This window comes from Adlercreutzia aquisgranensis (assembly GCF_943193145.1).
Classification (GTDB): domain Bacteria; phylum Actinomycetota; class Coriobacteriia; order Coriobacteriales; family Eggerthellaceae; genus Xiamenia; species Xiamenia aquisgranensis.
The window spans coordinates 16,379-43,257 of record NZ_CALPDA010000009.1; the positions used below are offsets into that span (position 1 = coordinate 16,379).

The 26,879-nt window shown below is 63.6% G+C and carries 20 protein-coding genes and 2 tRNA genes; 15 read left to right on the forward strand and 7 right to left on the reverse strand.

What is annotated here, in order from left to right:
* The first annotated feature begins 128 nt into the window (after positions 1 to 128).
* Positions 129 to 4,802, forward strand: coding sequence for a DUF7601 domain-containing protein (locus NFR41_RS06555; protein ID WP_251231198.1), 4,674 nt, complete (start codon positions 129 to 131; stop codon positions 4,800 to 4,802).
* Positions 4,803 to 4,912: 110 nt separating this feature from the next.
* Here the strand turns inward: NFR41_RS06555 and nifU are convergent, their stop codons facing one another.
* The 3 genes from nifU to NFR41_RS06570 form a co-directional block, all read right to left on the reverse strand.
* Positions 4,913 to 5,380, reverse strand: coding sequence for a Fe-S cluster assembly scaffold protein NifU (nifU, locus tag NFR41_RS06560; RefSeq protein ID WP_432762698.1), 468 nt, complete (start codon positions 5,378 to 5,380; stop codon positions 4,913 to 4,915).
* A 47-nt stretch (positions 5,381 to 5,427) separates the two neighbouring features.
* A complete protein-coding gene (gene nifS / locus NFR41_RS06565) occupies positions 5,428 to 6,624 on the reverse strand; it encodes a cysteine desulfurase NifS (protein WP_251231199.1) in 1,197 nt (398 codons plus the stop codon).
* Positions 6,625 to 6,775: 151 nt separating this feature from the next.
* Positions 6,776 to 8,230: a helix-turn-helix transcriptional regulator gene (locus NFR41_RS06570; RefSeq protein WP_251231200.1), complete on the reverse strand. Its 1,455-nt coding sequence runs from the start codon at positions 8,228 to 8,230 to the stop codon at positions 6,776 to 6,778.
* A gap of 280 nt (positions 8,231 to 8,510) precedes the next feature.
* On the opposite strand from NFR41_RS06570, the gene NFR41_RS06575 reads away from it, so the two are divergent.
* Positions 8,511 to 10,430: an FAD-binding protein gene (locus NFR41_RS06575; RefSeq protein WP_251231201.1), complete on the forward strand. Its 1,920-nt coding sequence runs from the start codon at positions 8,511 to 8,513 to the stop codon at positions 10,428 to 10,430.
* Between the two features lie 186 nt (positions 10,431 to 10,616).
* On the opposite strand, the gene NFR41_RS06580 is transcribed toward NFR41_RS06575, so the two are convergent.
* The 4 genes from NFR41_RS06580 to NFR41_RS06595 form a co-directional block, all read right to left on the reverse strand.
* A tRNA-Glu gene (locus NFR41_RS06580) sits at positions 10,617 to 10,693 on the reverse strand.
* 25 nt (positions 10,694 to 10,718) lie between these two features.
* Positions 10,719 to 10,792: transfer RNA gene (locus NFR41_RS06585), tRNA-Gln, on the reverse strand.
* A 126-nt stretch (positions 10,793 to 10,918) separates the two neighbouring features.
* Positions 10,919 to 12,664: a carbon starvation CstA family protein gene (locus NFR41_RS06590; protein WP_251231202.1), complete on the reverse strand. Its 1,746-nt coding sequence runs from the start codon at positions 12,662 to 12,664 to the stop codon at positions 10,919 to 10,921.
* Positions 12,665 to 12,729: 65 nt separating this feature from the next.
* The gene (locus tag NFR41_RS06595; protein WP_251231203.1) at positions 12,730 to 13,347 is read right to left on the reverse strand and encodes a DUF8052 family protein; all 618 of its coding nucleotides are present in this window, start codon (positions 13,345 to 13,347) and stop codon (positions 12,730 to 12,732) included.
* A 284-nt stretch (positions 13,348 to 13,631) separates the two neighbouring features.
* Here NFR41_RS06595 and dltC point away from each other — a divergent pair, with 284 nt between their 5' ends.
* The 13 genes from dltC to NFR41_RS06660 all read left to right on the forward strand — a co-directional run bounded on the left by dltC (position 13,632) and on the right by NFR41_RS06660 (position 26,879).
* Positions 13,632 to 13,883 carry a D-alanine--poly(phosphoribitol) ligase subunit DltC gene (dltC, locus tag NFR41_RS06600; protein ID WP_160213998.1) on the forward strand — a complete coding sequence of 84 codons (252 nt, stop codon included), beginning with the start codon at positions 13,632 to 13,634 and terminating at the stop codon, positions 13,881 to 13,883.
* A 111-nt stretch (positions 13,884 to 13,994) separates the two neighbouring features.
* Positions 13,995 to 15,560, forward strand: a complete 1,566-nt coding sequence (gene dltA, locus NFR41_RS06605; protein ID WP_251231204.1) for a D-alanine--poly(phosphoribitol) ligase subunit DltA — start codon at positions 13,995 to 13,997, stop codon at positions 15,558 to 15,560.
* 6 nt (positions 15,561 to 15,566) lie between these two features.
* Positions 15,567 to 16,754, forward strand: a complete 1,188-nt coding sequence (gene dltB, locus NFR41_RS06610; protein WP_251231205.1) for a D-alanyl-lipoteichoic acid biosynthesis protein DltB — start codon at positions 15,567 to 15,569, stop codon at positions 16,752 to 16,754.
* On the forward strand, positions 16,747 to 18,168 hold the full coding sequence (gene dltD / locus NFR41_RS06615) for a D-alanyl-lipoteichoic acid biosynthesis protein DltD (RefSeq protein WP_251231206.1): 1,422 nt from the start codon (positions 16,747 to 16,749) through the stop codon (positions 18,166 to 18,168). The genes dltB and dltD (NFR41_RS06615) overlap by 8 nt, the downstream gene beginning before the upstream one ends.
* On the forward strand, positions 18,165 to 18,329 hold the full coding sequence (locus tag NFR41_RS06620) for a hypothetical protein (RefSeq protein ID WP_251231207.1): 165 nt from the start codon (positions 18,165 to 18,167) through the stop codon (positions 18,327 to 18,329). Before dltD (NFR41_RS06615) ends, NFR41_RS06620 begins: the two co-directional genes overlap by 4 nt.
* A 9-nt stretch (positions 18,330 to 18,338) precedes the next feature.
* The gene (gene dltD, locus NFR41_RS06625; protein ID WP_251231208.1) at positions 18,339 to 19,640 is read left to right on the forward strand and encodes a D-alanyl-lipoteichoic acid biosynthesis protein DltD; all 1,302 of its coding nucleotides are present in this window, start codon (positions 18,339 to 18,341) and stop codon (positions 19,638 to 19,640) included.
* The gene (locus tag NFR41_RS06630) at positions 19,637 to 19,810 is read left to right on the forward strand and encodes a hypothetical protein (RefSeq protein ID WP_251231209.1); all 174 of its coding nucleotides are present in this window, start codon (positions 19,637 to 19,639) and stop codon (positions 19,808 to 19,810) included. Before dltD (NFR41_RS06625) ends, NFR41_RS06630 begins: the two co-directional genes overlap by 4 nt.
* Positions 19,811 to 20,172: 362 nt before the next feature.
* The gene (locus NFR41_RS06635) at positions 20,173 to 20,883 is read left to right on the forward strand and encodes an IspD/TarI family cytidylyltransferase (RefSeq protein ID WP_251231210.1); all 711 of its coding nucleotides are present in this window, start codon (positions 20,173 to 20,175) and stop codon (positions 20,881 to 20,883) included.
* A gap of 4 nt (positions 20,884 to 20,887) precedes the next feature.
* Positions 20,888 to 21,901 (forward strand): alcohol dehydrogenase catalytic domain-containing protein, encoded by a 1,014-nt coding sequence (locus NFR41_RS06640; protein WP_251231211.1) that lies wholly within the window; start codon positions 20,888 to 20,890, stop codon positions 21,899 to 21,901.
* A 1-nt stretch (position 21,902) separates the two neighbouring features.
* Positions 21,903 to 22,757 carry a LicD family protein gene (locus tag NFR41_RS06645; RefSeq protein ID WP_251231212.1) on the forward strand — a complete coding sequence of 285 codons (855 nt, stop codon included), beginning with the start codon at positions 21,903 to 21,905 and terminating at the stop codon, positions 22,755 to 22,757.
* Positions 22,757 to 23,839, forward strand: coding sequence for a pyridoxal-phosphate-dependent aminotransferase family protein (locus NFR41_RS06650; RefSeq protein ID WP_251231213.1), 1,083 nt, complete (start codon positions 22,757 to 22,759; stop codon positions 23,837 to 23,839). The genes NFR41_RS06645 and NFR41_RS06650 overlap by 1 nt, the downstream gene beginning before the upstream one ends.
* A 2-nt stretch (positions 23,840 to 23,841) precedes the next feature.
* Positions 23,842 to 25,227, forward strand: a complete 1,386-nt coding sequence (locus tag NFR41_RS06655; protein ID WP_251231214.1) for an adenylyltransferase/cytidyltransferase family protein — start codon at positions 23,842 to 23,844, stop codon at positions 25,225 to 25,227.
* Positions 25,224 to 26,879, forward strand: a complete 1,656-nt coding sequence (locus NFR41_RS06660; RefSeq protein ID WP_251231215.1) for an O-antigen polysaccharide polymerase Wzy family protein — start codon at positions 25,224 to 25,226, stop codon at positions 26,877 to 26,879. The genes NFR41_RS06655 and NFR41_RS06660 overlap by 4 nt, the downstream gene beginning before the upstream one ends.

Genomic DNA, 26,879 nt, shown 5'->3' on the forward strand with positions numbered 1-26,879 from the left:
GGGGGCAAGATGAGAGTTTACAGCCGAACAACGTTTCGATGACGGTTCGGCAAAGAGGACGTTGTTGTTTGGGGGATAGAATGGCTAGGGAACACTTCTACACCCGGCTTCGGCAATGTTGCGCGATCGTGCTTTCGGTCGCTTTGTGCATGCTGCTGGTGCCGCCGATCCGGGAACAGGCCCATGCGGTGGACGGATTGACGCAAGAGCAGCTGGCACCCCATGTGGTGCAGGGCACGAACCCGGACAACACAGTTGTGAACCTGTTCGACTACACCACGGGGAAGACCGGGGCCACCGCCGATTTTGCGGGCACCGACACGGTGGGGGATACCGGCAGCGCAACCCCGTACAAGAATTTCGAAACCTGGCTCACGGGCGACGATAACATCAACAAGGGCCGGTTGCTCACCTTCGGCGACGGCATGCGTCACATGGGCTACTGGAACCAGGGGCTCGTGGCTAGCTATAACGATTATATTGCTGATGGCGTGGTGAATACCGACAAGGACGCTTTCGCGAACGCGCATCCGGGGATGCAGGGTATAGTCGAGGAGGTTCTCCTAGACGGATTTCCTGTCATTAGCGCTGATGTGGACAGCGGATACAATGCAAACCCAGAAGTCTACAGCAACGCTAAGGGCAGCTCTAAGTGGAGCAAGAATCAAATGATTTACGGCAACGCGGGACCTCTTTACGAGAAAAGCCTGGCTAACACCATAGGGAATAGCAAGGTCGATCCCGTGCTTGCGTGGAATGTTGGTCGCGCGGTGCAGGCGCAGGCTGTTTATCTTGCCGCCAACCCAGGGGGTTCCTACGACTTCTCGAAATTCCCGACGAGTGAAGGTGGTGCTGCGTCCTACACCAAAGCGCAGTTTGAAAACCAATCTGACTTTCTGGGGGTCGACTGGGCGAACGGTTATAGTTTGGACGAAAGCATCCGCTCGCTTCGGTACCTGTTCGACCTAGAAATGGACGCCCCTGGCAAGGTCAGTTCCTACAAGAACGTCACCGGGTTGTTCCGAATGGACGACGAAGGTTATTACTGCTATAACATGCGCGACAACTTTGCCGAGTTCGTTCTGGACAAGGAATACGACGAAGAGGGCAATCTGGTAAGCGACGGCCACTTCGTACTCTACGACGCCGCGGCTGGCTATCGGACCGATGCATCCGACGATGCGCCGCCGGAGCAGAAAATCGGCGGCTTCTTCCCCTTCAACTCCGCAAGTAAGGCGTTCAAGCTCGTCGATGGGAAGCTGGTGAACAACCTCGACGCGAACAACAGCAAGGGCGAACAGAAGAAGCATGGCGTAGAGAACGACGAGCCGGTCAACCACCACTTGGGCATGACCGTGGAGACCTCCTTCCGCCAGCCGGTGGACGGTATGGTGGGCGGCGACCCCATGGTGTTCCAGTTCGCCGGAGACGACGACGTGTGGGTGTTCGTGGACGACGTGCTGGTGCTGGACATGGGCGGCATCCATTCCGAGGTGTACGGCACCATCGACTTCTCCACGGGCGAGGTGTACGTGGGCCCCTCCTACGTAACCGGCGGCATCCCCGACGACCCCAAGGCCAATGCAGCCATCAAGACCACCCTGCGTGACCAGTTCGAGGCGGCGGGCCACGCGGGTGACGACCGCTGGAACGGCGACACCTTCGCTTCGAACACCAGTCATACGCTGAAGATGTTCTACTTGGAGCGGGGCAACTACGACTCGTCCATCGCTCTGCGCTTCAACCTGCAGCCGACCATGTACCAACAGATCTACAAGGTGGACCAGTACGGCGATCCAGCGCCGGGCGCCCAGTTCGAGCTGTATGCCGCCCGCCCCATTGACGGATCGGTGCCTACGATCGACAACAGCGGTTCCTATACCCTCGACGACGTGGAGGTGGTTGATGCGGGACGTCCGTTGACTCGGCTTGTGACCGGCGAGGACGGCGTGGCCCGCTTCGAGGATCCCTTGGCGAACATTCGCGACAGTGCGGCCTTGGAGCCGTTCAACTTTTCCGACCGCTACAACCCGGATACCGGCGAGGGTTTGCTCTACATCCTGCGCGAGACCCAGGCACCTGAGGGCTACAAGTCGCTGCCCCAGGACCTATTGCTGCGCTTCGAGCCGCAGTACACCATGCTGGTGGTGAACAACCGTTACCAGACCGGCGCGTACTCCAGTTTCGTCAGCCATATTACCGGAAACCCCGGATCGGTTTACTACGGTCAGATTGGCGAAGACGGGGGACTGGTGACCAGGATACCGGGTACGGACTCGGTGCCCGTTGATGTGCAGCGCTACGGGCTGGTTGTTGCCGTACCTATGCTCAAGGAGGTGTCGGACGGCAAGACCGAATGGATGCCGCTCTACGGCAGCAACCTCTACGGCTTCAGCGCCATCCGCTTCGATGAGGCGCGGGATACCGATTACGAGAACCTGCGGCTGCAGGCCCGCATGGCATCGCTGCGCGGCGCACTCATGCAGGCCTCGGCGGCGGACCGGGCATCCGTGACAGGCTCTCATGCTAATGGCTGGTACCTGGAATGGGATAAGGACGACCAGCGGTTGACGGGCTATCTGGAGAATCTTCCCGGTCGTGCCGACCGCTACATCCTTCAGAACCCCGAGACCGGCGACATGCGCAACTTCTACGCTGTGATCAAGCCCGACGAGCTGGCGAAGGCTTTGGGCATCACCCGAGCCCAGCTGAACGCCATGAGTTCGGCCGAGCGCTACGAGGCCCTGGGCACCAAAGTAAGCGAAGCGCTCGAGGCCGACGGCGGCGAATGGGGCGACAACTGCATGGCCATTGTGGACGCCATCAACCCCCAGCCCGACAATTACAAGGACCGGGGCTACTGTCCGCTGGACATCCAGGCGTTCGTCCGCGATTTCCGCTCCCGCATCTATATTCCCAACGAACAGCGCCAGTTGCGCGTGATGAAGGTTGATCAGAACGGCAACTACCGCGACGGCGCCGTGTTCGCGCTGTACGACTCCTATGAGGCGGCCCAGGAGAACGACCCGTCCAAGGCAATGTCCGTGGGCGAGACCGCCTCGACATCGGGCAGCAAGGGCCTGCTGCTGTTCGAGCCTCACGAGGGGCATGTGGAGTATGGCGGTGCAGCGGGCGGACACGTAGCCGGTTACGCTGACATGGCCTGGCCCGACAAGGTGGACGGCGAGCAGGCCGCCACGTACTGGCTGCGCGAGGTGAGCGCTCCCGAGGGATGCCAGGCGAACCCGGCCATCATCCAGGTGAAGGTGGGCGCCTACTCCATCTATGCTGACGCGGGCGAGGAGGACGACGGCGTGAAGGTGATGGCGGGCGTGGGAAAGCTCGCCCAGACCATGATCAAGTACGCCTCTGACGGCGACGTGAACGTCACCTTGCGCGACATCACGGCATACGCCCAGCATCAGGATTCTGGAACGTTCGAGGTCGCCGGCTGGGAGGACACGGAGCTGCCCTATACGGACCAGAACGTGGTCAAGCGTACCATGGACCTGCATTACGGCATGAACGCGGTGGTTGACTACGGGCTTTCCGACGAGGACGGCGGCAGGAACTACCAGCCCTTCTTCGTGTCCGATACGGGCTTCATTCGCGCCCGGGTGCAGCAGAACCTGCATGCCCACGACGATCCGGGCGATCCGCATTACTCTACCGCCGAGCGCGACGATCTGGGCGATATGGACATCACGGGCCTGTTCTCGCTCATCAACACCGTGGTGGTGACCAACCAGGACGACTCTCTGCCGCCTGCCGGTACCTTGGCCCTATCGAAGCTGGTGGAGGGCGATGGCCTTACCGATGAGGACTACCGTCGCAACTATCACTTCGAGCTGCGGCTGCATGACGCAGACGGCAACGAGCTCGCCGATTCGTTCTACTACTACGGGCGCAACCGCACCGGCTACGTGAAGAGCGGCGATATTTTGCCCCTTGCCCACGAGGACGAGCTGCGCATTCTGGGCGTTCCCGAGGGCACGTTGTACTCTGTCGTCGAGCAGGAGGCCAATGAGGAGGGGTGGTACACCAAGCCACAGGCCGGCAAATTCGAAGGCGTGGTCTCCGGAAATACCGTCCACCGTCTGTCGTTCAAGAACGTTAAGGGTGTGCGGCCCCCCGACCCGCAAATCGCCATCGTGAAGGAGCAGGCGGTTGGTGAGGGCGCCTTCACCAAGGACACGCTGGACGTTGCGGGCGAAGACACGGTGACCTACCGGCTGACCGTGACGAACACCGGGGAAGGCCTGGCCGACGACGTGGTGGTGGCCGATCCGGTTCCCGAGGGGCTGCTCTACGTGGAGGGCTCTGCAAGCGATGGGGGCGTCTACGAGGACGGCACCATCACCTGGGAGCTGGGCGACCTGGCGGCGGGGGCATCCAAGTCCGTCACCTTCAAAGCCACGGTCCCCGTGGTGGAAGGCGAGCGGTCGTGGACCAACGGTGCTTCGGTGTCCTACTTCGACAACGATGGGGAGCGAACCGATCCTCTGGAGTCGAACAAGGTGACCATCAGGACCGACGGAACCGACGACCCGGACAATCCGGACGACCCGGACGACCCGGACGACCCGGACGACCCGTTCGTCCCCGAAGACCCCGGCGACTTCGACGACCCCACGGGTCCCAAGCCGCTGCCCGACCCGGACCAGAAGTCGCCTACGGGCAAGCTGTCGGATGCCCTGGTGCAGGCGGGCGACATGCTGCCCATGGCCGCCCTTAGCCTTGTTACGGCGCTGCTTGCGGTCGCCTTGGTGGTTGTGGGACGCAAGGCCTTCGGCAAGCGCTAGCCGGCAACCCTTTGGCGCGCCTGCGGAAGGCGCGGATAGGAAAGAGCGGCCGCCCAGATGGTCGGGCGGCCGCTTTCGTGTGGGTTCGGCTGAAGCGCGGGGCGAAGGGGCTACTCTTCGTCTTCGTCCTCGCCGTGGTCGTTGCCGTGATCGTGCTCACCGATGTCGCTTACGGGCGGTTCGAGGCCTTCGATGACGAGGTCGTTCTTCTGCGCGTAATCCCATAGGGCTGCATGGATGGCTTCCTCGGCCAGAAGCGAGCAGTGCACCTTGACCGGCGGCAGCCCGCCGAGGGCCTCCATGACCGCCTTGTTGGTGACCTGCAGGGCCTCTTGGACGGTCTTGCCCTTCACGAGTTCTGTGGCCATGGAGCTGGTGGCGATGGCCGCTCCGCAGCCGAAGGTCTTGAACTTGGCGTCGCGGATGACGCCGTCGTCGCTGATGTCCAGGTACACGCGCATGATGTCGCCGCACACCGCGTTTCCCACGGTGCCGCAGCCGCTGGGGTCGTCAAGCTCTCCCACGTTGCGCGGGTTCGAGAAGTGGTCCAGCACTTTCTCGGAGTAGTTCATAGCCATTGGCGTTCCTTTCCAAAGGGGTTGAGGGGCGGTTTTTCGGGGGGGGGCTAGCTCAGAAGCGACGGGACCTTGCCGTGGCGGAAATCCTCGTACAAGGGGCTCATCATGCGCAGGTTCGCAATGACCCCCACGAGCTCGTCTACGGCGAAGTCCACATCGGATGCCGTGGTGTCGCGGCCGAGGGTCATGCGAAGCGATCCGTGGGCCACCTCGTGGGGCAGCCCGATGGCGAGCAGCACGTGGCTGGGGTCGAGGGAGCCCGACGTGCAGGCGCTGCCCGACGAGATGCAGATGCCGCGGGCGGCCAGCTGCAGGAGCATGCCCTCTCCTTCGATGAACTCGAAGGAGACGTTCACGTTGTTTGCAAGGCGACTACGCGGGCTGCCGTTGAGCCGCGCATGGGGGATCTCGGCCAGGATGCGCTCGATGGCATGGTCGCGCAGCTCGACCATGCGGCTGCGCTCTTGGTCAAGCTCAGATGCGGCGAGCTGAGCGGCCTTGGCGAATCCGACGATGCCGGGCACGTTTTCCGTGGTAGCGCGCTTGCCGCGTTCCTGCTGGCCGCCGTCTATGAGGTTGTCGACCTTGACGCCCTTGCGGATGTAGAGCAAGCCTGCGCCCTTGGGGCCGCCGATCTTGTGGGCCGAGGCGCTCAGCAGGTCCACGCCCAGGCCGTTCACGTCCAAGGGCTCGTGGCAGAAGGCCTGCACGGCGTCGGTGTGAAAGATAACGCCGTGCTCGCGGGCGATAGAGGCCAGCTGCGCTATAGGCTGGATGGTGCCGATTTCGTTGTTCGCCGCCATGATGGAGGCCAGCACGGTGTCAGGACGGATGGCTGCTCGGAAGTCCTCGGGACTCACCATGCCGTCCTTGTCGACGGGCAGGTAGGTGACCTCGAAGCCGTCCTTCTCCAGCGCCTGGCAGGCATGGAGCACGGCGTGGTGCTCGATGGCGCTGGTGATGATGTGGTGTCCTTTGTCGCGGTTGGCATGGGCAACGCCCTTGATGGCCCAGTTGTCCGCTTCGGAGCCGCCGCTGGTGAAGAACACCTCCCGAGGTTTGGCGCCTAGGATATCGGCCAGCGTGGCGCGGGCCTCGGCCACGGCGTCGCTTGCGCGCTGGCCGAGCGGGTAGATGGAGCTGGGATTGCCGAACTGCTCCGAGAAGTAGGGCAGCATGGCTTTGAGCACCTCGGGACGAACGGGGGTGGTTGAGGCGTTGTCCAGGTAGACGGTTCTGCTCATCGCGGGTCCTTTCAAGTTTCTGCGGTGTCTCGGCGCGTTTCCCCGGCCAAGTACGCATAACGGTTATAAACCTAGTATAGCACTAGGTTTATAAATAAACCTATGAAACTTGTAGGGATTAAGAGGGGAAGGGTAAGCAGTCTTGCTAGCCCTACGACTGATGTTCGACGAGGCTCATCAGCTCTTGCTTCGAATGGACCCCTGTTTTGGCGTAGATGCGCTTGATGTGGGCCCAGGTGGTGTTGTCCGAAATGACGAGCGTGTCGGAGATGTACTTGGCCGATCGCCCGCGGGCAAGGTAGCCCAGTATCTCCCTCTCGCGCTTCGTGAGGCCGTAGCGCTCGGCGATGTCGTCGACCCCCGTTGCGAGCATGTCGTCGACGGTCTGCGCGGAGGGGGCCTCCTTCTCGTCGCCGTCGGCAGGCTGCTGCTGAGCGGACTCGGCCTGCTGGACGGCGGAGGAGGCGCGGGGCTTCTTGAGGACCATGATGAGGGCTGCGGCCAAGGGGTAGATCGCCGCGAAGGCGAGCAGCGTCAGGAGCGAAAGGCCGTAGTCGGCGCTTAGGGTGCGCAGCAGTCCTCCCAAGCCCAGCCCGATGATGAGGAACAGGCTTGAGCCGCCGAAGTAGACGCTGGACAGGGCGTAGCCGGACACGTCGAGCGCTCGGGCGCGGTCCACTATGAACAGCAGGAACACCATGCCGCAGACGTCGTAGCACGTGATCATGACCAAGCCCGCAAGTCCGCCGAGGGCATGGCCCAGAAAGGGAAGCAGGGACAGGATGACGAGCATGGCGGGAAGGCTGCCCTTGTAGACGGCCGTGGGGTCGGGACGACGGATGGTGAGGCCTGCGACGAGGGCGGTGATGATGGTGGCGGCGACGAGGGGCATCCACATGCTCACGTCGCCCACCAGATGCTCGGATTGCGACCCCAGCACGGCGGTATGGAGTATGCCCACGACGCCGACCAGGACGAAGAGGCACAGGTACGACTGGGCGAGCATGAGCTTGTCGGTACGCGAGCGGGGCAGCAGATCATCGTTGGCGGGGAAGGACACGCGCCTTTTCAGCCAGCCGAGCAACAGAGCGGACAGGGAGATGGCGGCGATGGAGAGCAGCGACGAACCCAGAGGCCCCAGTAAGGGGAGCAGCGAGGAGAGGACGCACTGGATCGCCAAGCCGCCGACGATCTGGCCGACGGCGCAGCGGCTGTCAGCTTCGGCGATGAACAGCTCGAGCCACACGGCGTTGAGGACGGTGAGCGCAAAGCCGCAGAGCACGCCGTGGAGCGCCCCCAGAACCGTTCCGGGCAGCGAGGAGAGGACGCCCGTGGCGCTTAGCAGAAACCCGAGCAGCAGGGCGAGGACGGCCGGGGCCTGGGACAGCGAGCCGGTGCTGAGCTTGCGGAAGGCCACCAGGGTGACGATGGCGGCGGAGGTGAGGATGGACGAGACGAGCATGGGAATCATGAAATCGAGTTCGGAAACAAAGCCCACCGTGGAGAACACCGACCCCATCGCCGTCATGTAGGCGACGGAGACCGCCGTCTTGCAGAGCCCGAACCCCACGGTCCCGGCGATGGTGCATGCGCGCTTGCTCGGCATCGATCCTCCTTCGAAGTACGCTGCTATTTTACCGCTCGGGTGCACCTCGCGCGCGCCCGCGATGCAAAACTGAGGGATGCAGTATCGTTAATCATTTCTGAACAGGCGTTATAGGGGAAAAATAACCGAAAATCGGCGAGCTGGAAAGTGTTCGGCTACTCCATTTTTTACCCATTTTCGGCGTCGACGGGGTTTGCCTGCGACGCCCATACTGCCCTGTGTTCGCGTACCGACGGGACGTGGGCAACAGGGAGGGTCATCGTATCGAAAGGAATGAGGAATGACCAAATCTATGGACCGACGCGATTTTCTGAGGGGCTCGCTTGCGATCGGCGGCGTCGCCGCTATCGGCACGCTGGCCGGCTGTGCCTCGCCGAAGGCCCCCGAGGCCGACGCGCCCAAGGCCGACGATCAGACCGCGGCCGTTGCCGCCGAGGCGCAGGGTGGTACCACTCGGCCCGCGCCCGATACCTTCACCGACGGCAAGTGGATCGGAACCGCCATGGGCCACGACGACGAGCTGATCGTGGAGCTCACCGTGGCCGGCGGCGATATGGCGGGCCTGCGCGTGCTGCGCTGCGACGACACCATCGGCATCGGCTCCACCGCCGCTCCCATGATGGCCGCCCGCATTCTGGAGGCCAAGGACCTGGACGTGGATACCGTAAGTGGTGCCACCACCACCTCGATGGCTGTGCGCATGGCCACCTCCGACGCCATCTCCAACGCCGGCGGCGCCGAGAAGGACTTCCGCCGCGGGGGCACCGTGGCGGGCGGCGGCCAGGCTCAGACCGCCGATGTGGACGTGGTGTTTATGGGAGCCGGCACGGCTGGCCTCATCGCGGCGACGCGGCTTTTGGAGGACGGCAAGAGCGTCATCCTCTTCGAGAAGCAGGATATCGCCGGCGGCTCCATGCCCATGACCTATTCCGGCGTGGCCGCTGCCGAATCGCAGCTGCAGACGAACTACGCCCTGGGCCGTCACGACGAGAACCCCATGTTCAACAAGGAGGGCATGATCGGCGTCATGCGCCGCTACCTGATCGCCGAGAACGACCGCTTCGACGGCGCGATGCCCTACGAGACCGCCATGTACGACAACTCCGGCAAGCTGGTGGACTGGCTGCACGGCATCGGCGTGGGCTTCTACAGCCTGGGCGTGAACGCCGCCTACGGCGTGACCCCCTACCTGGCCCCCGGCTGCTACATGGGCGGCTGCGGCTACGCGAAGGACTTCCTGGTAGACCGCATCGGCGCCCTGGGCGGACAGATCGTCTACGCCACCAAGGTGACCGACCTCGTCCAGGACGCCGACGGCCGCGTGACCGGGCTTACGGCCGAGGGCAAGGACGGCTCCACCTGGACCGTGAGCGCCAAGGCCGTGTGCCTGACCTCCGGCGGCTTCGCGGCGAACCAGGACATGATTGCCGAGCACTACCCCGAGTACGCTGCCTACAAGTTCAACTGCGCCCCGGGCTCTACCGGCGACGGCATCCTGCTGGGCCAGAAGGCGGGAGGCGCCATCGAGTGCATGGGCCGCGAGCTGGGGGCGTTTCTGTCCACGACGAACCAGGCGGGTTCGAACTTCGAGATCGCGTTCCTCTACCAGACCACCCCGGGCATCATCGTGAACGCTTCGGGCAAGCAGTTCGGCAACATGATGTCCGACAACCACGGCATGCTGGGGCGCGGCCTTCGCGACGAGGCCAACGGCGGCAAGTTCTTCTACATCACCGACGAGTCCGGCCGCATCACCACCAACAAGAACGAGCTGTACGCCATGGATACCTACAAGTGCCTCGAGCATCGCGGCGACATGGTGCACTACGATTCGGTGGAGGCGGCGGCAGAGGCGCTGGGCCTGACCGATCTGGCGGCCACGATCGAGACCCACAACGCCCATGCGCTGGCGGGCGAGGAGGACGAGTTCGGCCGCAAGCGCCTGCCCTACATCGACACCTACAACGGCATCTGGGTCGTCTCCTGCATCCCCACGTTCTACCTGACCACGGGCGGCCTGGTGATTGACACCGCGGGTCATGTGCAGGACGCGTCGGGCCAGAACATCCCCGGCCTGTACGCGGCGGGCGACGTCTGCGGCTCGATCGAGGAGAAGGACGGCCGCCCCTACGCAATGGGCTTCGACGCAGCCATGAACTACGGCTACCTGATGGCCGAGACGGTGAAGGCCGAGATCTAAGCGCATACCCTTCCTCCCTCCAAGAGGGCCTGCGGTAGCGTGTGCGCGGGCCCGAAGGGGCCGCCTTGTCGGGCGGCCCCTTTCTTGTTGGGGGAGGATGGGGCTGTCGGCTGCGAGCCGGCGATAGGAGGCAGCGGACGCCAAAGCAGCAAAAAGGCCGCCCGATAGGGGCGGCCTGCTATTTCCTGGTAGCTCCGACCGGATTCGAACCGGCGACCTCCGCCTTGAGAGGGCGGCGTCCTAAACCGCTAGACGACGGAGCCACATGGTTTGCGCTGCTGCGGCAAATGGCTGGGGTGGAAGGAGTCGAACCCTCACATACGGCACCAGAAACCGCTGTCCTGCCATTAGACGACACCCCATCGGATTGCCGATGCGCATCCTCCAACGTTCGTCAGATGCAAGCGCGAGTTAGTATGTTATTGAAAGGTTGCGCTTGCGTCAAGGACGAATTTCGAAGGATTTGCCCAAAGGGCCAAGAATCACATTTACTTCACAGCACCCTTCTTGCCGAAGATAACCTTGCAGCCCTTCACGGCCAAGATCACGGCCAGCACTATGAGCAGCACGGCGATGACCAGCTGGATGCCGTTAGCAAGCGTGAGGGCGCCTCCGGCGATGGCGGTGATCTTCGTCTGGGCGGTGATGACCAGCGAGCAAAGCGTGACCACCAGCATGAAGGCCATGGGGAAGTAGAACATCTTGTTGTTGCGGCCGGCGTTGCCAAGCCATGCGCATACGGCCAGAAGGCCCAGGGCCGCCAGCAGCTGGTTCGCGGCGCCGAAGAGCGGCCACACCAGCTGGTAGCCGGTCATGCCCAGGCCAACGCCCAGGGCCACGGTGATGATGGTGGCCACCCAGGGGTTGGTGAGCACGGCACGCCATCCGGTGAGGTCGGCCATGTCGGTGCCCTTGGGGGTGAAGAGCTCCTGGAACATGTAGCGGCCCAGGCGGGTGGCGGTGTCGAGCGAGGTCAGGCAGAAGACGGACACGGCCAGTACCAGCAGGGCGTAGGCGATGTCCTGGGCGCCGCCGATGCCGGGGATGACGCCGATCATCTGGGACAGGCCCGCGGCGAACACCTGGGTGGGGGAGGCGTAGGTGCCGTCCATGTAGCCGGCGAACACGAAGCCCACGGCGCACAGCGCGATGACCGCTACCAGGCACTCCAGCAGCATGCCGCCGTAGGCGATGGGCTTGGCCTGACTTTCTTTGTCGAGCTGCTTGGAGGTGGTGCCGGAGGCCACCAGGCTGTGGAAACCGGAGATGGCGCCGCAGGCGATGGTGATGAACAGGGCGGGGAAGAGGAAGCCGCTCGCCGCAACCTTCGAGGTCTCGGATCCTGCGATAAAGCCGGTGAAGGCGGGGATCTCGAGGTTGGTGGAGGCGCCCATGATGCCCGAGCCGATGATGCCCACAAGGGCCAGCGCGATCATGCCGTAGAGCAGGTAGCTGGACAGGTAGTCGCGGGGCTGCAGCAGGATCCATACCGGCGCCACGGAGGCGATGAGGATGTAGATGCCCACCACCAGCATCCAGGAGCTGTTGTCCATGGCGATGACGGGGAAGTTGAAGCCGACGGCCACCACGGCCACGATGATCGCGATTGCCGAGGCGATGTTGGCGGCGGTGGGTATCTTGCGCCCGCGGGTGGCGAGGCCGTAGACCACGGCCACCAGGATGAACAGCAGCGAGATCATGGCCGTGCGCATGTTGGCCAGGTTGGTGACCTCGGCTGTGGCGGCGTTCTCGGCAGTCACGGGCACCACGGCGAAGGTGCCGGCGACGATGGAGGCGAAGGCGGCCACCACCAGGATGAGCGTCAGGTAGGCGAAGACGCAGAAGAGCTTCTTGGCGGTGTCGTCGACGTTATGGGCGATGACGGTGGCAAGGGTCTGCCCCTTGTGGCGGATCGACGCGAACAGGGCGCCGAAGTCGTGCATGGCGCCGAAGAAGATGCCGCCGATGAGCACCCACAGAAGCACCGGCACCCAGCCGAAGATGGCCGCCTGGATGGGGCCGTTGATGGGGCCGGCGCCGGCGATAGACGAGAAGTGATGGCCGAGCACCACGTAGGGGGCGGCGGGCACGTAGTCCTTGCCGTCCTCCAGTTCGTGGGAGGGGGTGGGACGGTTCGGGTCGACCCCCCATTGCTTCGCGAGCCAGCCGCCGTAGAAGATGTATCCGACGACCAGCACCGCGATGGCCACGAGCAGGATGAGCATTGCGTTCATGGTTCACCTTTCGATGGATGGCATACGTTGCCGCCGGGATGTCCAGCCCGGCGCGCGGGCCCTGCCTAGCACATGCAGGAGCGCAGCGTGTCGGCGAGCGGTTTTCCGGCGGCGTTTGTCGCAACGCGGTTCCCGGACAGGTCGACGGCGGCCAGACGCAGGTCCGACCAGCCCTTGAGCCCCCAGGCGAAGTTCTTGCGGAAGCGCGTTTTGCGTAGGAGCCCCCACGCGTCGTCGTCGGCCCGGTCGGCCACCATGACGAGGGTGAGGTTCGTGCACATGTGATTCGGCTGCGGGTCCACCTTGGCGAGCCCGCGGTCCTTCATGAACGCCACCGCATCGGAAAGCCAAGGCAGGTCCAGATGCTCGACGGCGCTCAGGAACACATGCTCGTGGGTGTCGACCTCCCACAGCGTCGCTCGCTTCACGAGAACGTACTTCTGTCCGTGGGAGTGGAACTCGCCGTAGCCTTGGAAGAGCCTTCCCGCATACTCGTAGTCGCGCTGTACATCGAAGTAACCTTCGTGGGCAGCGAGAATACGATTCAGAACCTGCAGGCGAACGGGGTCCTGCGCGCCCTCGCGGCTTCTGGCGGCGATTGCGCGCGGACGGTCTTCCGCGCAGGCATGTAACGCTTGGGCGGAAGCTGTCCTCTGCTGGCTTTGAGCTGCGGTGGGATCCATGGCGTCGTCGGCCCCCTCCTTCGGTATCCCGTGCGACGCGGGTGATTATAGTACTTTTTCGTCATCGAAAACTCGTCGTTTTCTCATTGGGCGTTCGGTTCGTGCCCTCCGACGAGCCTTCGCGGGTGCCCGGTTCCTTGGGGAAGCGTGCAAGGTTTATGAGGTTGGCCCCGCTCACCTGGCCGCCGCCTGAGGGCAGTGCTACTATGCACGGGCTAAAGCTGAAGGTATTTTCAGGATTCGCCGACGAGAGCGACGTTTCCGGACAAGGGAGGTGCGCTTCCATGACCGAAGAGGAGATCGAGAAACGGACCCTCGAGCTTTTGGCCGAAGTCTGCGACGACGAGGTGGTTTACGAGGAGCGCGATATCGACCTGTTCGAGGCCGGCCTTCTGGATTCCATGGCGGCTATTGAAGTCCTGGTGGGCATCGAGGAGGCCTTCGGGGTGGAGATAGCGCCGACGGAGGTGGAGCGCGAGGAGATGAACTCCGTGAACAAGATCATCCACCAGATCGTCGTGCGGGCGCTCGCCTAACCGTTTCCCTCCCCGCGCACGCCGTCCCGTCGGGGCGGCTTTTCGCGTGCCTGGGCTCAGGCGCGCGCTTTGCGGGGTCCGCCCAAGAGAGATGCAAGGAGTTCCAGTTTCATGGCAACCACCGATCCTGCGCTGCAGAGCCGCTTCCTCCACCTTGTGGAGGCCGTCTCTGCATCGACGCCCGACAAGATGGCCTTCTTCAATACCCGCGAGGGGGGGGGTCTGACTTACGGCCAGCTCTGGTCGTACTCTGACGCGCTCGCCGCGTACTTTCGGGAGAACGGCCCCGACAAGCTGCCCGTGGTCGTGTACGGCCACAAGTCGCCGCTCATGCTGGCTGCCTTCCTGGGCGCGCTCAAGAGCGGCCGGGCCTACGCGCCCATCGACGTGGCCTACCCGCGCGACCGCGTGAACGACATCCTCGACCAGATAGGGCATCCCCTGGTGGTGGACCTGTCCGACGAGGGCTTCACGGGAGATGCGTCCTTGGCGCATGCGGTCGTGAACGAGGACGCGGTGCGCCGCACCGTGGCCGCGGGGGCGCAGCCCGCGGACGCATCGGCGTGGGTGTCCGGCGACGACGTGTTCTACCTGCTGTTCACGTCGGGCAGCACCGGCCGTCCCAAGGGCGTGCAGATGCCGGCCCGCTGCGTGGACGCGTTCATGGACTACTACGCTACCCTCATCCCCCAGGACGGGCGCCAGGTCTGCTTCAACCGCGTGCCCTACACCTTCGACGTGAGCCTGTTCGACATCATCCCCGGTCTCTCGGGCGGCGACACGCTGTTCGGGCTGGAGCGCGAGGCCGAGCAGAGCACTGCGGACATGTTCGAGGCCTTGGCTGCAAGCGACATGACCGTATGGGTGTCCACGCCCTCCTTCGCCGAGATATGCCTGGCCGACAAGTCCTTCGACCAGCAGATGTTGCCTAACCTGCGCATTATGATCTTGTGTGGCGAGGTGCTGCGGCCCACCACGGCCGCCGCCTTGGTGGAGCGCCTCCCCCAGACGAAGGTGTACAACACTTACGGTCCCACCGAGACCCAGGCGGTGAGCGACATCGTGGTCACGCCGGAGGTGCTGGCCGCCCACGAGGTGCTGCCCGTGGGCTACATGGGCTTGGGCAGCCAGGCCTACATCCTGGATCCCGAGACGGGCGTGCCCGTGCCGCGTGGGCAGGAGGGCGAGATCTACCTGGCCGGCAAGACGGTGTCGCTGGGCTACTGGGGGCGGCCCGACCTTACCCAGGCCGCCTTCGCAGAGCGCGAGGTGGAGCCGGGCCGGACTGCCTACTGCTACAAGACCGGCGACAAGGGCTATCTGACCGAGGATGGGCTGCTGTTCTGCCTGGGGCGGCTTGACTTCCAGGTGAAGCTCAACGGGTTTCGCATCGAGCTGGGGGACGTGGAGCAGAACATCGCCAGCGTGCCCTACGTGGCCCAGGCCGTGGTGCTTCCCGCCTACAAGGAGGGCAAGCCCACGCATCTGGTGGCCCATGTGACGCTCTCCGACGCGGACATGCCGCGCACCTTCGCCACGGCGCAGAGGCTGCGCAGCGACCTGAAGGCCGTCATCCCCGAGTACATGCTGCCGAAGAAGGTGGTGTTCCACGAGTCGTTCCCGCTGAACACCAACGGCAAGATCGACCGCAAGGCCGTCGAGCGCGGGGAGGCTTAAGGATCTGTGAGCTTCTACCTGCAGCCATCGTTTTTCATCCTGCTCGCCATCGCCGTGGTGCCTGCCGCGGTGCTGGGCTTTGCGGGCAGACGCATCAAGTACTACGGCTTCGTCGCGTCGCTGTTCTTCCTGTCCATGCTGTTCGGCCGTGACCTCCAGGGCTTTCTAGCCTTCCTGTTCTTCGTGGCGCTGGCCTTCGGTGTGACCCGTTGGGAGCTGGCCAGCTGGAAGCGCGGGCAGAAGTCCATGGCGAAGTTCTACGCCTCCCTTGTCGCCGTCATCGCCCCGCTGGTGATCTACAAGGTGGGGGCGGTGTTCGACGAGAACCTGCTGGGGTTCATCGGCATTTCCTATATCACTTTCAAGGCGGTGCAGGTGGTGCTGGAAATCCGCGACGGGCTCATTAAGGAGCTCTCTGCGTTCGACTACCTGTACTTCCTGCTGTTCTTCGCTCCGTTCACCTCGGGGCCCATCGACCGCAGCCGTCGGTTCTCGGAGGACGCGAACCGCACCTATACCGCCTCGGAGTACGCCGACCTGCTCTCCCGCGGCATCCTGCTTCTGCTTGCCGGGGCATGCTACCAGATGGTCTTCGGCACTATATGCCACCATTTCTACACTCCTGAGGCGTTCTCGGCCGACCATTCGCTTCTCTACAACATGGCCGCTGCCTGGAAGGACGCCTTCGCCTACGGGTTCTACCTGTTCTTCGACTTCGCCGGCTACTCGCTGATGGCCATGGGCGCCAGCTACTGCTTCGGCATCCGCACGCCGCGCAACTTCCGCGCTCCGTTCATCGCCAAGGACGTGAAGGAGTTCTGGGACCGCTGGCACATGACGCTGTCGTTTTGGCTTCGCGACTTCGTGTTCATGCGCTTTGTGCGCTCGGCCACGCGCCACAAGTGGTTCAAGTCGCGCCTTACCTGCGCCTGCGTGGGCTACATCATCGACTTCGGCCTCATGGGCGTGTGGCACGGCATCACCGTGGACTACATCGTCTACGGCTTCTTCTACGGTTTCCTTCTGGCAGCCACCGATATCTACCAGAAGAAGTGTCCCTTCCACAAGAAGCATAAGAAGGATACGTGGTACAAGCTGGTTTGCTGGGCTGTCACCATCAACCTGGTCATGTTCGCCATGTCCATCTTCTCGGGCCAGGCCCATATCATCGTGGCGGGGCTGATTCATGGGTAGGGCGAAGCTGTGCTCAAACGCCGGCGCGCCCCACGGCGACCGGCTGCCCCTGGTGCGCCTGGGATTCGTGCTGGGGGCATGTGTCTTGTGCGCCGTAGGGCTTGTGGGTTTCAAGCTTTTCGGCAACGCCCAGGACGCCTCGGCGACGTCTGCCGCCGATCCCTACGAGGGGCTTTTCGCTCCTGCGCAACCTTCCGGCGATCCCGGGCAGGTGAACGACGAAGGGCGCCATGGGCGCTCCAAGGACGACGACTCCCGCAGCCAACGTCGGCGTCACGGCTCGCGACCCGACGAGTCTTCGCCCCGCGGAAGGCTGCTCGCCCAGTTCTACGATCGTCCGTTCTACGTGTATCCCCAGGTGGGAGATATCGGTGACATAGAGGTGCTTGCCACCATGATCAGCTCCCGCCAGGATGCGGGGGACAACCCGCGCCTGCTCATGGGGTCTTCGGAGCTGTCCTACATCGACCCTATGGCGTCGCATCCCTCGCGGTTCTTCGGCGAGCACAATTACGGCATCGACACCGTCCAGGTGGGCAAGGCCGGCTACCAGAGCCTGTGGCAGGCCATGGAGCTGGGCGCGCTGGACCAGGCGGACGCCGTGCCCGACCGCAAGGTGGCGCTCATCGTGGGCATGCAGTGGTTCATGGGCGACGGGTGCACCACCGAATCGTTTCTGAACAGCTTCTCCGAAGACGCCTACCGCCGTTTCATGGAGAACCCCCGAATCTCCGAGCAGTCCAAGGAGGTGCTGCGCAGCCGTGCCCTCGAGTTGGGCAAGGGAGAGACAGAGCTCAACGCTCTCGCGCCGAGGACGCTGTCGGAGCGCATCGACGCCGGGTTCGAGGATTTCGTCAGCCGCGAGCAGGACGAGGGGGCGGTCGAGCAGGCCCTGCAGGACAATGTCGCCATTCCCGAAGGACGGTTCGCAGACCGGGCGGTCCCCGACTGGGACGAGGAGTTCGCCCGGGCGCGCGCCGAGGGCGCACGCGCCTGCACTACCAATGACGCAGGGGTCTACGACGAGTACTTCGAGGAGTACTACAAGCCCTGGCTCGAGGGGGCCCAAAGCCAGGAGAAGCCCGAGCGGTTCGTCGCTTGGAGTCAGAAGGAGCTCGAGGACTTCAAACTGTTTTTGCAGGTGTGCCGAGAGGTTGGCGTCGAGCCGCTCATCGTGATCATGCCAGTGAAAGCTTCGTACTACGACTACACCGCTTACGACCGCGAGAGCCGTCAGCTGTATTACGACCTCGTCCGCGGCGCCTGCGACGAATTGGGCGTCGACTACGCCGACTATTCGGGGTTCGAGGATGACACGTACTTCATGCGCGACGTCATGCATCTGGGGTGGGAAGGCTGGCTGCATGTGAATCGAGACCTTATGGAATTCTTCGAGGCGGGTGAGCAGGCGTGAGCCGGCTAGGGGAGAAGATCCGGTCGTGGCTTCGGCGCCATCCTCTGATGGATGGCCTTGCATGGGGCTTGGCGGTTGTCGCCTGCGTGGCGTTGCTGGTCTGGTTCTACGGTTTCTCGGGCTTCGGAGCGCCGCCGGAGTTCGTCTACGAGCAGTTCTAAAGGGGTTTCATGAAGCGTCTGCTGGCATTGGCCTGTGTGTTCCTCGTGTTCGCGGGAGGGGGTTTGGCGTTATGGAGCCATACCTCGGCAGCTGACATCCGTTCGCTGGTGCAGGAGAAGCCCTACCAGGAGCATATGACCGATGCCCAGGTGAAGGACGTCGATTTCGTGCTGGAGGCGCTTTCCGGCCGTCTGGCTGCGGGGGACGAGACGAAGCTGCTCTTCGGTTCCTCCGAACTGCGTCCCGTGCCCCAGGTGTCGACCCATCCGGTGAACGTGTTCGGGCAGAACAACTACGGCATGGACACGATGACCATAGGGCGCCCTTTCTACCAGGACTTGTGGCATGCCATCGAAATCGGCGCGCTCGATGAGGCCATCCCCGACGGCAAGCTGGTGTTCTTCCTGGGCATACAGTGGTTCATGACCTATCAGGACCCAGAGGGCGAGAACTTCCGTTGGGCGTTCTCGCAGAAGGCCTACGACCGGTTCATGGCCAACCCGCGGCTTTCCCAGGAGACGAAGGATGCGGTGCGCTCGCAAGCGCAGCGCTACGGTATCGACGAGGCCGCCCTGGACGCGCCGGGGCCCTTCGACGTTGCCGGGCGTATAGACAAGGCGGTGGAGGCCCTGCGCGACGACAGCGAGCGCGATACGCTTGTGTGGGAGGACAGTACGAACCCTGACTCGGATTACGGCTACTGCCAGGAGGTGCCCGCCGAGCGGCTGAAGGGCAGCCCCGAGGAGCCCGACTGGGACGCGTGGATGGCCTTCGCCGAGGAGCAGGCGGCCCGCGAGTCTACCAACAACGACGAGGGCTTCATGGATTCCTACTACACCGACTCCTATCCCACCTGGCTTTCCCAGGCCAAGGAGTACTACCGGGCGCCCGAAGGGGCGGAGTACTGGGAGACGGAATGGACCGACTTCATGCTGGTGCTGCAGGTATGCCGCGAGCTTGACATAGAACCGCTCATCGTCATCATGCCCACCAAGGGCATCGCCTACGACCAGACCGCCTACGACCGCGAGGTCCGCGAGATCTTCTATGACCGCGTGCGCCAGGTGTGCGCCGAGGAGGGCGTGCCCTACGTGGACTATTCTGACTACGAGTACGACAAGTACTTCCTGCGTGACGTGATGCATTTGGGCTGGACCGGCTGGGTGCATGTGAACAAGGCCATCTACGAGTTCTTCAACGACGACCATGGCACCGAAAGCGCCATCGTGTGGCCAGCCGGCGATACGCCGGACAATGCGCCGGAGTATACAGGCGACGATTCGGACGAACGGGAGGAGGGGCAGCGATGAAGGCGTTGCAGGCGCTGGCGGACAGGGTACGTAAGGCGTTCTTCGCCAACACATGGCTTTCCTTCGCGCTGTGGTTCGCGGCGGCTGCGGCCATGGGAGCGCTGCTCTTCTGGTTTCTGGGCTACATGAGCTTGGGCGAGAGCCAAGCGCCAGTCTACGAGGGGTTCTAGAGCGGGCGACTAAGCCGCTGGTGTCTGTGAGCGGCCTTGTCTTCTGCAAGCACTTCGACTCCTTCGGTGCCCAGGCGAGCTAGCTGCCCTCTGGAAGGACGCGGAGGCGGGCTGTTTGCGGCCGTTGGACATCTCGCTTCTGGCGTTCTCGCGTGGGCGCAATCTGGATTGCCGAGCTGCTGCGGGCGTCGACCCGTCCACGGTGTGGCTGGGCTTACCTGCTGCGCCTTCCAGGTTTTCACCGACTTTGTGCAGGCTTTCCGCTGCGCAGCTTAACGGCTGTGGGTTTCTTTTCGCATTTGCCGACGTGGCCGACGGGTGGACTACAATAAAGGCTTGATTCGTCGACCCAGGAGGTTGCCATGATATTCGGCGCTCTGTTGGCCGGGGGCGTTGGCTCCCGCATGAACATAGAGTCCATGCCCAAGCAGTTTTTGCCGCTGGGCAGCAAGCCGGTTTTCGTCCACACGCTGCAGAAGTTCCAGATGGTGTCCCGCTTCGACGCCATCTACGTGGGTGTGCACAAGGATTGGCTGGATTTCGCCCGGGAATCGGCGGCCGAGGCGTCCCTGGGCTCGGTGCCGGTGCATATCGTGGCCGGCGGCGAGGACCGCAACGGCACCATCATGAGCATCATCGCCGGCATCGAGGAGCGCTACGGCGCGGTGGACGACGCCGTTATCGTGACCCACGATTCCGTGAGGCCCTTCGTGAAGGTGTCCACCATCGAGGCCAACATAAGCGCGCTGGCCGACTGCGACGCCTGCGACACGGTCATTCCCGCTACGGACACCATCGTGGAATCCGACAAGGGCCTCTTCATCGACTCCATCCCCGAGCGCCGGCGCATGTTCCAGGGGCAGACGCCCCAGAGCTTCCGCATCGGCGCCCTCAAAGAGGTTTACGGACGTCTTTCCGAAGACGACAAACGCATCCTCACCGACGCCTGCAAGATGTTCGTCATGGCGAACCGGCCGGTGAAGCTGGTGGAAGGCGACGTCACCAACATAAAGCTCACCACGGTCATGGACTACAAGGTGGCCCAGGCCATGCTGGAATCCGGGGCGGAGTAGCCCTATGATCAACAACGTCTACCAGCTGGTGTCGCCGCGCACCGTGGTCGTGAAGTTCGAGGACGTGCCCGTCGAGGGCCGCGTGCTCGTACGGCCCCGGGCGATGGCCGTTTGCCACGCCGACCAGCGCTACTTCCAGGGCCGCCGCGATGCCCAGGTGCTGCGTCGCAAACTGCCCATGGCACTCATCCACGAGTGCGTGGGCGAGGTTCTGGCCGATCCCACGGGAACCTTCCAGACGGGTCAGCAGGTGGTGCTCATCCCGAACATCCCTGGCCGGGAGGGGGAGGGCCTCTACGAGAACTACGCCCCCGGCTCCGCTTTCCGCTCCAGCGGCCACGACGGCTTCATGCGCGATGTGGTGGCGCTGCCGCCCGACCGGGTGGTGGATGCGAGCGGCCTTGACGGGCATGTGGCGGCCATCGCGGAGTTCGTCTCCGTGGCCGTGCACGCCTGCCGCCGCCTGGAGGCTACCGCCCGCACCCCCATCCGCGATCTGGTGGTGGTGGGGGACGGCTCCCTCGGCTTCGTGACCGCCTGTGTGGCGAGCACGTTCTTTCCCGGAGCGTCGCTTTCCGTCGTCGGTCGCAACCAGGACAAGCTGGCCCTCTTCTCGTTCGCGGCGCACCGCTACTTCTCCGACGAGGTGCCTGCCGACGTCCGGTTCGACCACGGGTTCGAGTGCGCCGGCGGCGAAGGCTCCTCCGAGGCCATCAACTTCGTCATAGCCCATGCGCGCCCCCAGGCCAACCTCATGCTCATGGGGGTGTCCGAGCATCCCGTGGCCGTGAACACCCGCGACGTGCTGGAGCGGGGCATGACGCTTGTGGGCTGCTCCCGTTCGGGCCGCCAGGACTTCGAGCGGGCGCTCGAGATCATGCGCGCGCCCGGCATGCAGGAGCGCCTGCGCCAGATCGTCTACGTGGACGCGCCCGTGACCAGCGTGGCCGACATCAAGCGCGTGTTCGCCACCGATTCCCAGACGCCCTTCAAGACCGTCTTCGAATGGGGGATGTAGCATGGCCGGCGGTAAGCGGGAGTACCTGACCCTGCGTCAGCTGCAGGAGGTGTCGCTGGAGCTGCTGCGGGATTTCGACGCCTTCTGCGAAAACCATGGCATCGAGTACGTGCTCTGCGGCGGCAGCATGCTGGGGGCGGCGCGCCACAGGGGCTTCATTCCTTGGGACGACGACGTGGACGTGATGCTGCTGCGCGAGGAGTACGAGAAGCTGCTGGCGCTGAAACCCGAGGTGCGGCAGCTGGGGCAGCGCGACCTGCTCTCCGCCCGCGACCGCACCTTCGCCCGGGACTTCGCCCGGTTCGTGCGAACCGACTACGGCAAGGTGGAGGAGGGTACCCGCGACGACGACTGCCCCTACGTGGGCATCGATATCTTCGCCATCGACTATCTGCCCGAATCCGACGAGGAGTTCGCCGCCCAGGTGCGCGACCGCAACAAGTACCGGCAGCTGCTGCTCACCTGCGCTTCGCCCTTCAACACGGGCTCCACCTTCGCCAAACGCTGGGTTCGCAACATCCTGCGTCCCTTCGCCAACGCTTACGGCAAGTACCGCATAGCCGACGCGGCCGAGGCGGTGTGTATGCGCTATAACCAGGGGCCGAGAAACGACATCGGCATCGTGTGCGGCGAGTACGGAACCCGCGAGCGCTGGCCGCTGTCGGCCTTCCATCCGGTGCAGCGCGTCCCCTTCGAGGACGCCATGATGCCGGCGCCGGCGGACTACGGCACCTACCTGTCGGCTATTTACGGACCGAACTACATGGAGGTGCCCCCGAAGGACAAGCAGCGGCCCTCACATATCCGCGCTTACAGGATTTCCGATGAGGCTGCCGATGAGAGAGAGGAAGCCTGATGCTGAACTTCACCGTGGGCCCCGTGCAGATGAGCGAATCGGTCTGCCGACTGGGCGCCGATCAGGTGCCTTACTTCCGCACGCCGGAGTTCTCGCAGGTCATGCTCGAGAACGAGCGCATGCTGCTGGAGCTTGCCGGTGCCCCTGCCGGCTCGCGGGCGGTGTTTCTGACCGCGTCGAGCACAGGCGCCATGGAGGCTTCGGTCATGAACACCCTGTCGGCTGCCGACAAGGCGTTGGTGGTGGACGGCGGCAGCTTCGGGCACCGCTTCGTGCAGCTGTTGGAAATCCACGGCATCCCCCATGAGGTGATAACGCTTGCGCCCGGCGAGAGCCTGAGGGCCGAGCACCTAGCGCCCTACGAGGGGGCGGGCATCACGGCGTTTCTGATCAACGCCGACGAGACCTCCACCGGCACCTTCTACGACATGGGCCTGGTGGCCGATTTCTGTGCCCGGGAGGATGCGTTTTTCATCGTGGATGCGGTGAGCGCGTTTCTGACCGACGCGGTGCCTATGGACGAGCTCGGTATCGATGTGCTCATCACCGGGTCCCAGAAGGCGCTGGCGGTGCCTCCGGGCGTGTCGGTGGTTGCCCTTGCCCCCCGCGGCCTCGACCGCGTGGCCGCAAGCGATGTTCGCTGCATGTACTTCAACCTGGCCGACGCGCTCAAGAACGGTGAGCGCGGCCAGACCCCCTTCACGCCGGCCGTGGGCATTTTGCTGCAGGTGAACCAGCGTCTGCGCGACCTGGTGGAAGCAGGGGGGACCCAGGCGGAGCTCAAGCGGGCGGCGGCTCTGGCGGCCGACTTCCGCGAGCGCATCGATGGCATGCCGTTTACTCTGCTCTCCGAAAGCCCGGCCAACGGCGTGACGGCGCTTGCGGTGGGCGAGGGCATATCTGCCAAGGAGCTGTTCTCTCGCCTGAAGGACGAGCACGGTATCTGGATCTGCCCCAACGGCGGCGAGCTGGCCGAAACCGTGTTTCGCGTGGGACACATGGGCGCGCTTACCCCGGCTGACAACGAAGCGCTGGTAACGGCTCTTGGCCAGGTGCTCTCAGCGCTGGAAGCGGGGGAGTAGCCATGCGGGGAGGCAAGCGCGTCGTCATCACCTACGGCACTTACGACCTGCTGCACCACGGGCATATCCGCCTGATGGAGCGTGCGAAGGAGCTGGGGGACTACCTGATCGTAGGGGTCACCTCCGACGCCTTCGACAAGTCCCGAGGCAAGCTCAACGTGGAGCAGCCCTTCTCTGAGAGGCTGAGGGCCGTGCAGGACGCCGGCATCGCCGATCTGGTGATAGCCGAGGAGTTCCAGGGCCAGAAGATCGCCGACATCAAGAAGTACGGCGTGGACGTGTTCGCCATCGGATCCGACTGGGAGGGGCGCTTCGACCACCTGGGGCGCTACTGCGACGTGGTGTACCTGCCCCGTACCCAGGGGGTGTCCTCCACCGAGCTGCGGGCCGAGCGCAGCGCTTCAATGGAGCTTTGCTGCATCGGGTCGGGATACCTTATGGAGCGCTTCACGGGCGAGAGCCGCCATGTGGCCGGCGTCGAGGTGACCTGCGGGTTCTCCCCGACTGGCGACAACTCCGCCTTCGAGGCTGCGGGCGTGCCCGTTGCAAAGACGCTCTCCGATGCGCTCGAGCGGTGCACGGCGGTCTACATCTGCGAGCCCATCGACGAGCGGGCCGGGCTCATCCGCCGCGCCCTGGATGCCGGCAAGCACGTGCTGTGCGAGGCGCCGATGTTTCTGTCCCTGGACGAGGGACGCGACCTGTTCGCGCTGGCCGACGAACGGGGCCTCGTGCTCATGGAGGCGCTGAAGACCGCGTACTTCCCGGCGTTCGAACGCCTGCAGCTGCTGCTGGAAAACGGCATCGTGGGCGAGGTGAAGGACGTGGACGCGTCGTTCTCCCACGTGTTCGACGGGCTCAACCGGGCCGACCGCTACGAGGGTAGCTTCTACGACATGGGGGCGACCGTGTGCCTGCCGGCCATGGCGTTTCTGGGCACCGACTACCAGGATGCGCGTTTCACCTGCGCTTTCGACGACGATTTCTGCACGTGGGCGAAGCTCGATCTGGCCTATGGCACCGCCAGCGCCACGCTGCGGGTGGGCCGGGGCATGAAAACCGAGGGTGACATGGTGGTTACCGGCACCGACGGCTACGTGTACGTGCCTGCGCCCTGGTGGAAGACCGAGTACTTCGAGGTGCGCCACGAAGACTTGCGCGATACGAAGAAGTACTACTTCGATTTCGCCGGCGAGGGGCTTCGCTACGAGCTGTTCGAGTTCGCCCATCTGGCGGCAACCGAGCCCGCCGACCGCATCCCGGCCCGAAGCAAGGGCGAGGTTCTGGCGGTGGCGGCGCTGGTGCAGCAGTTCGACCAGGGCCAGGTGCGGCGGCTCGAAAAAGGCGCCTACGCCTTCAACGGCGGCGAGACGGTGGTGGACCGGTGAGCTTCGATTTTGTGCCGAGTTTGTCGGAAATGAGCAGGAGAGCCTTGCATCTTGCGGCCTGGGTTGTGACTTTAAGCGGCTCGGGCTTTCTGATGCTAGTTGGCTGGTTGACGGTCGACTACTACCTCATGGTGACCGCTCTTGTGGTGCAGTTTGCCGTTAATGTGGTTTATGCCGCGATGCGTATCCGGACGCACCTGCTTTTGGTGCTTCTATATTTCGGTATTTTCCTGTTCCTGCTTACCCGCCCGGTCGTAGGCATCATCTATGGAACCAACGCGTGGTTCGTGGATGGTGAGGAGCCGACGCTGTTCTCCATTTTTGTCATATACCTGTCTCTGGTTGCGCTGCTCGTTGGGTCGTTTCTCGGAAGCCGCTCGAAGCGCCATCCCTTTGTCCTTCCAGGCTTTGACGGGTCGGGTTCCCGTATTGTCCGGGGCTCCAAGGTCAAACTCCGCTCTACGGCGGCATTTCATGCGTTTGCGGGAGGGAACCGCGGCTGGCTTGAAGCCATGCGCATCGCCGCCCTTGTTCTGTTGCTCGTATGCATGGCGTTCTCGCTGGTGGAAAGCTATCAGATGCTGCGCTTCATGGAGGGCAAGACGTATGTCGAGTACCATCTTGTTAGCGCGAGCGAGTATTCTTCTAGCTTTATTACCAGCGTAGCCGGCATGTTCCCCTATGCGCTATGCGCTTTTCTGGCCACGCTGCCGGACCGCCGTTCGGCGACGGTCGCGCTGCTCGCCAACGTTTTCCTCACCTTTCCCGAGCTCGCTATCGGCGCTCGGCTTAACTTCGTCGGAGCAGTCCTCCTGCTGGTTTTCTACTATCTGTTCCGGCAGGTTGCAGGTGGCGGTCGCGAATGCTGGATCACTAGGCGCATACTTGTGCTTTCAGCGGTCGCGGCGCCCGTGGGCTTGGTGTTTCTTGGATCGATAAACTACATACGTGCGGGCACTTCCATGGGCGACGGAGGGCCGCTTTTGGCTGTCGCTGATGCGTTGTATAAGCAAGGCGTCACATTCAAGGTTCTTCAGTACGGCTATATTGATGCACCCCGCATCGAGGCGTTGGGACCCAAGTTCTTTATCATAGGCGACCTGATCAATACTGTAACTCAGGGCTTTGTCGGGCAGACGTTTCTAGGTTGCGAGAAACTTCCTGAGACGAACAGCGCCGCTTTGGCGCTCCGTGGGAATCTGTACTCCCATACTCTTTCTTACTTCGCCCATTCGAACTACTTGGGGGGAGAAGGCTGGGGGTCATCGTATCTTCTTGAGTCTTACGCCGACGGGGGATACGTTGGCGTCGCCTTGTTCAGTGCGGTGCTGGGGTTTGCTCTTTCTAGGTTTTCCTCAGTCCTAGGATGCGGATGGTTCGCGACATTCTTCGTCCTTTTGTGCTCCCGCTTGGTGTTTATGGCGCCACGGGGGGGCGCTCTATCGTGGATGTCGTTTGCGTGGTCCACGCGATTCTGGTTGTTCGTGGTGTGCCTCCTCGTGTTCGCCTGTGCCGTTCAGTTTCTGCGCCGGAGGAATATCCCTGTCCTTGCGGGTGAGGGCGGTTTCGCGCGAGGTTTCGCGGTTTTCGATTGCTGGCGGTGCCGGAAGGCTGCAGGTGCTCGGTTGAATAAGATTGGAGAGAGTAGGTAA

Bases quoted from the DNA above. Each gene is read 5' to 3' on its own strand.
- nifU (WP_432762698.1), bottom strand. From the start codon at position 5,380: ATGGCTATGAACTACTCCGAGAAAGTGCTGGACCACTTCTCGAACCCG.
- nifS (WP_251231199.1), bottom strand. From the start codon at position 6,624: ATGAGCAGAACCGTCTACCTGGACAACGCCTCAACCACCCCCGTTCGT.
- NFR41_RS06570 (WP_251231200.1), bottom strand. From the start codon at position 8,230: ATGCCGAGCAAGCGCGCATGCACCATCGCCGGGACCGTGGGGTTCGGG.
- NFR41_RS06575 (WP_251231201.1), top strand. From the start codon at position 8,511: ATGACCAAATCTATGGACCGACGCGATTTTCTGAGGGGCTCGCTTGCG.
- NFR41_RS06590 (WP_251231202.1), bottom strand. From the start codon at position 12,664: ATGAACGCAATGCTCATCCTGCTCGTGGCCATCGCGGTGCTGGTCGTC.
- NFR41_RS06595 (WP_251231203.1), bottom strand. From the start codon at position 13,347: ATGGATCCCACCGCAGCTCAAAGCCAGCAGAGGACAGCTTCCGCCCAA.
- dltC (WP_160213998.1), top strand. From the start codon at position 13,632: ATGACCGAAGAGGAGATCGAGAAACGGACCCTCGAGCTTTTGGCCGAA.
- dltA (WP_251231204.1), top strand. From the start codon at position 13,995: ATGGCAACCACCGATCCTGCGCTGCAGAGCCGCTTCCTCCACCTTGTG.
- dltD (WP_251231206.1), top strand. From the start codon at position 16,747: ATGGGTAGGGCGAAGCTGTGCTCAAACGCCGGCGCGCCCCACGGCGAC.
- dltD (WP_251231208.1), top strand. From the start codon at position 18,339: ATGAAGCGTCTGCTGGCATTGGCCTGTGTGTTCCTCGTGTTCGCGGGA.
- NFR41_RS06630 (WP_251231209.1), top strand. From the start codon at position 19,637: ATGAAGGCGTTGCAGGCGCTGGCGGACAGGGTACGTAAGGCGTTCTTC.
- NFR41_RS06635 (WP_251231210.1), top strand. From the start codon at position 20,173: ATGATATTCGGCGCTCTGTTGGCCGGGGGCGTTGGCTCCCGCATGAAC.
- NFR41_RS06640 (WP_251231211.1), top strand. From the start codon at position 20,888: ATGATCAACAACGTCTACCAGCTGGTGTCGCCGCGCACCGTGGTCGTG.
- NFR41_RS06645 (WP_251231212.1), top strand. From the start codon at position 21,903: ATGGCCGGCGGTAAGCGGGAGTACCTGACCCTGCGTCAGCTGCAGGAG.
- NFR41_RS06650 (WP_251231213.1), top strand. From the start codon at position 22,757: ATGCTGAACTTCACCGTGGGCCCCGTGCAGATGAGCGAATCGGTCTGC.
- NFR41_RS06655 (WP_251231214.1), top strand. From the start codon at position 23,842: ATGCGGGGAGGCAAGCGCGTCGTCATCACCTACGGCACTTACGACCTG.